This window comes from Robiginitalea aurantiaca (assembly GCF_030380815.1).
GTDB classification, from domain to species: domain Bacteria; phylum Bacteroidota; class Bacteroidia; order Flavobacteriales; family Flavobacteriaceae; genus Robiginitalea; species Robiginitalea aurantiaca.
This window is the reverse complement of the sequence record NZ_JAUDUY010000014.1, coordinates 46,669-53,461: the sequence shown is the minus strand read 5'-3', so window position 1 is coordinate 53,461 and position 6,793 is coordinate 46,669. Positions and strand designations below refer to the sequence as shown.

Sequence of the window (6,793 nt, the reverse complement as noted above, 5' to 3'; positions counted from 1 at the left end):
GAGGATCATGAGCCCGTTAGGGCGAGTAATCCTCCGTTAGCCTTAGCAGTTTGGTTTGTTACTGGAATTTGCAAAGGGGAGCGCTGTGAGGATCACGAGCCCGGTAGGGTGAGTAATTCTCAGTTAGCCCTAGCAGTTTGGTTTGTTATTGGAATTTGCAAAGAGGAGCGCTGTCAGGATCACGAGTCCGGTAGGGTGAGTACTCCTCTGCGCGAGGGCTAAATGCCACCGCACCATCTGGCCCCTCACTGCAATAGGTCCACGGGACCTATTCCGAGCTTTCGGTCTGGGAGCGTTGTGAGGATCACGCCGCAGACGTATTACTGGAAGTCTCGACACATCGCGGGTGCTCTCCGACGTCTTATAAAACAAAAAGAAACAGCAGCGGAAAGATCAGCCCGGCGAGCATGAGTTTCCACCCCCTTGTTTTAAATCCGTTTTTCCCCATGGGAATCATCATACCCGTAATGGCGATCAGAATCATGGCGGCTCCAAAAATATCGGAATACCAGATCCAGGCCGTATCGGTGGATTTGTGAAGTTTTATGGTATGCCCCAGAAGAGGTACCGTACGCCGCGCTTCCAATACGCCTTTTCCGTCTTCGGTGTTAATTTCCATGATGTTCCGATCCGCAAAATCAATTCTGAGGCTATTGCCGCGCAACCGGTGACTTTCGTACTCCAAAGGATATGAGGCCACCAGGTTTCGAATGCTCTGTTCGGTGAGTTCCCCTTTTGGTAATTTTAACTGTACCTCTTCGGATTCATAGGCGTATTCGGTAGGGTACCAGCTTTGGCGGTGATTGAGGATAATCCCGGAAAATGAGAAGGCCAGGATAAGTCCTACGTAGAAATAAGCAACGTCCCTGTGTATTTGTCGGTTGGTAAGGTTCATCTGAGTTCAGCAGTTTAATTTCGAATACTTCGATATATATAAACATTAAGGACGCTAAAGCAGCCTTTGTCGTACAGCACCCAAATATAGAATGATTCTAAATAATGACGAAAAAAGTCTTTTAAAAAAATTTACCCATCCCAAAATATTTCACCAGGGGAATTTCAGAGTCCTTCGGAACATACCCCGATGCGACGGATGTAAATGATTCATCCTGTCAGGTATCCACAGGCTTCAATGAAAATTACTACATTTAAGTATGAAGAAATTAATCCTCCTCCTGCTTGCGGTATTCCTGTTGCCAACAGGCGTTCAAGCCCAGTCTAAATCCGATGTTAACCTGCGTAAACTGGATGCGTATTTCCGGAAAATGGCAGAAGATTGGGATATCCCAAGTGCTTCAATTGGTATTGTCAGGGACGGGGAACTGATCTTTACAGGGAACTACGGGGTTATGGAAGTAGGGAAGGATGGCGCTCCGGACGCCAATACACTCTACGCCATCGCATCGAATTCCAAAGCCTTTACTTCTGCCATAATAGGTATGCTGGTGCAGGAGGGAAAACTGGACTGGAATGACCCGGTCCGGAAGTACCTGCCCTATTTTAAGCTATATGACTCCTGGGTAAGTGAGCATACGACCATCCGCGATCTCTTAAGCCACAGGGTTGGCCTGGGGACTTTTAGTGGCGACAATATCTGGTATAAGTCCGAGCTGCCGGCAAAGGAGTTCATTAAATGCTATGAACACGTGCCTCAGGCCTATCCTTTCCGATCCGGATACGGGTATTCCAACCTGATGTATATCGCTGCGGGAGAAGTCATTGAAACCGTTACGGGCAAGAGCTGGGCCGAAAATGTGCGGGAACGCATCCTCCTGCCATTGGGGATGGACCGAACCATAGCTTCCGTCAAAGACCTCGAAACTCAGGGTAACTATGCCACCCCCCACGCCCGAAACGAAAACGGAAATTATCCCATTCCCTGGACCAGCTGGGATAATGTAGCGGCAACTGGGGGGCTTATATCCAGTGTTTCAGATCTCGCCAAATGGGTAGCCTTTAACCTGGATAACGGAATCCACAACGGGGATACCTTACTTTCTAAAAAAACCAGGAACCTGGTCTGGACACCCCACAATAATTTTGTGGTGGACCACACTTCCAAAAACGATTTTAACAGGCATTTCAATGCCTATGGACTGGGGTGGGGATTGAGCGATTACCAGGGTCGCCTCCGGGTTGGGCATACGGGAGGCTACGACGGAATGATTACGGCAGTGACCCTGATCCCCGATGAAAATCTCGGCGTAATAGTACTTACAAATGGGGTCAAAAGCCCAATTATGGCGGCTACATATTATGCCCTTGACCGATTTCTTGGCGTAAAAACGGAGAAGGACTGGTCCGCGGACTACCTGAAACGGACGGATGAAAATAGGGCCGGGGATACCCGGATTGCCGATCGAAAGGCCAGTCGGGTGATGAATACCCAAACGTCCCTTGCCCTGGATAAATTAACGGGTACGTACATGTCGGACATCTACGGTGAAATAAACATACGGTATGAGGGCGGGGAACTCAAACTGGAGTTTTCGCATTCCCCCTTGCTTTCGGCCCGGCTTACCCACTGGCATTACGATGTCTGGGAGATCCACTGGGACCATCCCCAGGCGTGGTTTAGCTTCGGAACGGTGAAATTTAAAACCGACAACAACCTAAAGGTTACGGGCTTTGATTTTGATGTTCCCAATGATGATTTCTTCTTCGAAGAGCTCAAACCGTATCGGATAGCTGATAAGTAAACGTTGTTCAAGGACTTGTCCAGGCAGAAGTGATGCCCATAAGGGTCAAAACCGGGACCGGGTCTATAGTGAAGGAACCAAACAAATAGTACAGGTATGAAACACTTAGCGGTCGCAATTGTCCTTGTTCTTTGTGCTGCGTGCAATAGCAAGCACAAGAAAAAAGAAACAGGGCAACTCACTAATGAAGTACATCAGCACGCTCAGGAAGCAGCCCAGGAGCAAGGTTCAGCCAATGCGTATATGCGGCAAAGTTCTGTAGAGCATTTGATCAGACGCTTTGAGTCGCCGGAAAGGGACGCCTACCAACAACCGCAAAAGGTCCTGGATTATCTGGGAGATCTCGAGGGGAAGACGATTATGGACATTGGTGCCGGCTCCGGTTATTTTTCCGTAAAACTGGCGGAGAAGGGCGCAAAGGTCATCGCCGCTGATGTAGATGATGATTTTCAGGCGTTTCTTCAAAGGCGCATTGCGGAAAACAACCTGGAAAATATCGAAACCCGAAAAATTCCCTATGATTCCCCTGCCCTGAAAACCGAAGAGGTAGATATGGTATTGATGGTAAACGCCTATCACCATATCGAGAACCGCCCGGACTATTTTGCCAAAGTGAAGAAAGGTACAAAAGCAGATGGGGCGCTGGTCATTATCGACTATTTCAAATATGAGATCCCGGTAGGCCCCCCTGTAAACCACAAGGTATCCATGGATGTCGTCATCAATGAATTAAAGAAGGCGGGGTACACCATTTTTGATGTTAACGCAGGCTTGCTCGAATACCAGTATGTGATCCGGGCGGAGTAAGTTCAAATGCCTCAAGAACGGCTTAAAAAGAGCCTGTAGACGGAATACGGGCTATACGGTGACTTGAATACAAGATCCCTATACCTGAATCGTCGGGACCTGCTCCACCCAACTTGTACAGGCTACAAGTTTATTTTACTTCTCAAAAACTTTAAAGCTATAACAGGCTGCAAATCGAAAACCCTAAAGGATATTTCTAGCAGGTCTCAAATTATTTGAGACCCATAAACGGGTGCGTAGTAGGTCTCAAATTGTGATTTAGGTCGATACGACACCACAACCTTCCTAGTTTAGCCTTGTGAATCACTTCGAATAGTGGTCAGAATGTTAACCCATAAATCATAATAAGATGAAAAAAGCAGTAATCCTTTTAAGTATCCTTTTTGCAGGATTCCAGGTATCCGCAAATCAAAAAGTCGAAATCCCTGCGCGTAAATCCGTAGAACTCACTTATGAAGAATTTGCCAATTTTGACGTGAAGCTAATGAACCGTTCCGGAAAGCAGATCGAGGTTTCCGTCCTCGATGCCCGAACGCGTAAACAGGTTAGTGGATTTGGTCTGGGCCCGATGGGGAATGCCATCCTCTACGTTGCCGAGGGCAACATCCTGAAATTGAAAAACACCTCATCCAAAGACATCAGAATGAATCTGGATTTCGTGGAAAGAATCCCCAGCCCCCAGGCGGACCCCAACGTGGAAACCGTTAATTTCACCCTCCACAATTCATCCCTGAAATCCATTCCACTGATTATCCCCGGGGTTATGAATCCAAACTTGTCACCAATGTCCAATAGCGGGGTGTCCCTGCAGATGGGTCAGGAAATTTACTATAAGAAGGGGTTGAAGCGCGTGGTGGTTTTAACGGTAGATAAGAACATTCAAAACGGTGATAAGATTGATATGGCCAAGCGCATCGCAGCGCTTAAAAAAGAAGAGTAATTTGTAACTAACAGAATCGATAAGCTATCTTTCGGGATAGCTTATCCTTTTTAATCTTAAAGCCAGGACATGTCTTTGTATACAACCCCTCTTCAGATCGGTTACTTTTTCGCCCTTCTTATGTGGATGCTTTTCCTGATCAGGGGTTACAGGGAGGACCGGCTTTCGGACAAACTCCTGGGCTGGATCATGTTTATCCTGGCCATGGAACTCCAGGATTACACCTTTGGTTTTGCGGGAATCAACGTGCTCTGGAATGAACTCAACGGGTTTCCAAGGGGTGTTAGCCTGTTATTTGGCCCCGTGGTCTATTTGTATTTCCTGGCCCAGACCAACCGGAGTTTTAAACTCAGCAGAAAGCACATCTGGCATTTTGTTCCCTACCTGCTCTATGTGGTATACGAATTGTCGGCCTTTGTTCAGGGGCCGGTAGCGGTTCAAAACCGCCAGGAATCCGATTACAACCTGGTCATGGGATATGTTTTGAGGTTCGCTATCTGGGCCTCCTATATTTACTACCTCTATAAATGTTTGGTGATCTATCGGAAATACAGGTCCTGGTCTATCCACCAGTTCAGCAACACCGAACTGATTAATTTCAACTGGTTCAGGGATTTTCTCTACGCCATGATCTTTTGGTTGTTATGCCGGGAGGTGATGAATATCCTGGACGCCTTCCTAAATCTGGATTTTTACCAGGATTGGTGGTGGAACCTCGCCCTGGTGGCTGTGGTTTTCTATATTGGCCTTGCGGGTATATCCCAGCGTCAACCAGCCAGAATCCAATTCGAAATGGATTCAGGCGAACCTCCGGGGCTGCAGGGAACTGATTCCGCGCTACCCCAGGCGCCGGATATCGATTCGGACAAGACCGCCATCGCTGAAAAACTGAAGGCCTTGATGGAGAGGGACCGACTGTTTTTACAGCCCGATTTGAATCTCAATGAGTTGGCCCAGCACCTTCAGGTTTCAGCGCCCCAGGTAAGTGCCGCTATCAATCAGGTATTCCAGCAAAATTTTAATGATTATGTAAACAGCCTGCGCATTGAGGAATTCATCCGATTGTATGAAAAGAACAGTGAAAAGTATACACTGCTTTCCCTTGCCTATGACTCGGGTTTTAATTCAAAAGCCACTTTTAACCGTGCCTTTAAAAAGATTAAGGGAAGTGCTCCCCGGACGTTTCTGAGCAGGTGAATCCTAGGTTTCAGCCTCTGGCATTTCGGACAGGTTGTACCTCAGGGCCTTGAGTCTGAATTTTCCATAACTAAATGGGCCATCGGAATAGTGCCAAATGGCTTCCCCGTAGGAAGGCACGCGAATGCCATCGAATTCGCGATAATCCTTTACAGGGGTGTTGAAAGGGAGGGGTTTCATCTGCTGAATTTCGTACCGGTCTTCGGATCGGAAATCGATGAGGTCTCCTTCGGTATTGAAATATAACACCGCTGCAATCCTGAGTTCCTTGAATGCGAAAACCGCCCGAACACTGAGTTCGTCGAGCTTTTCCCAGCTGATGCGGTCATCAATAAGGGCTCCCGGAGCAAAGAGGCATAAATCATTTAGAAAGGTCACTGTTTCCGTCGGGAACATTTCGGGGACATCTGTTTTTACCACCGGAAATACGGATAGTGCTTTGATGGTCATTTTAGCCGTAGGGGGGTGATAAAAATGATACCCCTGAGTGGACACGCCTTTTACCCGGGCTTTCATAAAAAAGAAACGTGCCGGCCTTGGAATAAAGCTGTACTGACGAGATGTGAATTTAAACCAGGGTTCCCCTTCCCTGCGCATCTCCCCGTCGAACTCCAGATAAAAGTTTTCTGTTTTCGGTTTCCCCACCGCACCGCTTCGTCGGATATATTCCTGTACAAGATCAGGCAGGTGCTTCAGGTCAGCTTCCCGTAAAATCGAACCAGAGAGGCGGAGATTCTCCAACATGGCTTTTACATCCTCCTTAAAGCGTCCTTCAAAGGCCGATTTAGAAAATCCGATGAGGATTCCCACCAAAACCAAAAGATTGACAAACGAACCAAATTTGGTGTCTTCCCAGTTGGAAAAGATCCACATTTGTGAAATCAGCACCCCCATAAGGGCCGGATGGAACCAATTCGCTTTTTGTTTGCCTAGCTGAATGGCTGAACCGATGAAAAAAAACGATGCCAGGAGCCAGCTAAACCCAACCATTCCGGAAATATCCTTGTCAAAATACGGGAGTTCCACCCAGCCAAAGGCATGCGCAAACCACACCATATGGATCAGGGCATGAAGAACCAATAAAACGAGGAATCCAATTCTCATAGAGTGACTTATTGCACGACCATACAGCCGTAATGCATACCTGCCC

Annotated in this window: 6 protein-coding genes; 4 read left to right on the top strand and 2 right to left on the bottom strand. The window is 47.4% G+C overall.

Translation table 11 applies throughout. From position 1 onward, the window contains the following. Positions 1–361 precede the first annotated feature (361 nt). Positions 362–895, bottom strand: coding sequence for a PepSY-associated TM helix domain-containing protein (locus QU605_RS15010; protein WP_289726148.1), 534 nt, complete (start codon positions 893–895; stop codon positions 362–364). 259 nt (positions 896–1,154) lie between these two features. On the opposite strand from QU605_RS15010, the gene QU605_RS15005 reads away from it, so the two are divergent. The 4 genes from QU605_RS15005 (at position 1,155) to QU605_RS14990 (ending at position 5,643) form a co-directional block, all read left to right on the top strand. Beyond that, the gene (locus QU605_RS15005; protein ID WP_289726147.1) at positions 1,155–2,699 is read left to right on the top strand and encodes a serine hydrolase; all 1,545 of its coding nucleotides are present in this window, start codon (positions 1,155–1,157) and stop codon (positions 2,697–2,699) included. 96 nt (positions 2,700–2,795) lie between these two features. Then, the gene (locus QU605_RS15000) at positions 2,796–3,506 is read left to right on the top strand and encodes a class I SAM-dependent methyltransferase (protein ID WP_289726146.1); all 711 of its coding nucleotides are present in this window, start codon (positions 2,796–2,798) and stop codon (positions 3,504–3,506) included. 349 nt (positions 3,507–3,855) lie between these two features. Then, positions 3,856–4,446, top strand: coding sequence for a hypothetical protein (locus QU605_RS14995; protein WP_289726145.1), 591 nt, complete (start codon positions 3,856–3,858; stop codon positions 4,444–4,446). Positions 4,447–4,515: 69 nt separating this feature from the next. After that, positions 4,516–5,643, top strand: coding sequence for a helix-turn-helix domain-containing protein (locus QU605_RS14990; RefSeq protein WP_289726144.1), 1,128 nt, complete (start codon positions 4,516–4,518; stop codon positions 5,641–5,643). Between the two features lie 3 nt (positions 5,644–5,646). On the opposite strand, the gene QU605_RS14985 is transcribed toward QU605_RS14990, so the two are convergent. Further along, complete coding sequence (locus tag QU605_RS14985; protein ID WP_289726143.1) at positions 5,647–6,747, bottom strand: DUF6544 family protein; 1,101 nt, start codon at positions 6,745–6,747, stop codon at positions 5,647–5,649. Positions 6,748–6,793: the final 46 nt, after the last annotated feature.

What these genes read in the sequence shown, in the direction of transcription:
- QU605_RS15010 (WP_289726148.1), bottom strand. Translation starts at nt 895, where the DNA reads ATGAACCTTACCAACCGACAAATACACAGGGACGTTGCTTATTTCTAC.
- QU605_RS14990 (WP_289726144.1), top strand. Translation starts at nt 4,516, where the DNA reads ATGTCTTTGTATACAACCCCTCTTCAGATCGGTTACTTTTTCGCCCTT.
- QU605_RS14995 (WP_289726145.1), top strand. Translation starts at nt 3,856, where the DNA reads ATGAAAAAAGCAGTAATCCTTTTAAGTATCCTTTTTGCAGGATTCCAG.
- QU605_RS15005 (WP_289726147.1), top strand. Translation starts at nt 1,155, where the DNA reads ATGAAGAAATTAATCCTCCTCCTGCTTGCGGTATTCCTGTTGCCAACA.
- QU605_RS14985 (WP_289726143.1), bottom strand. Translation starts at nt 6,747, where the DNA reads ATGAGAATTGGATTCCTCGTTTTATTGGTTCTTCATGCCCTGATCCAT.
- QU605_RS15000 (WP_289726146.1), top strand. Translation starts at nt 2,796, where the DNA reads ATGAAACACTTAGCGGTCGCAATTGTCCTTGTTCTTTGTGCTGCGTGC.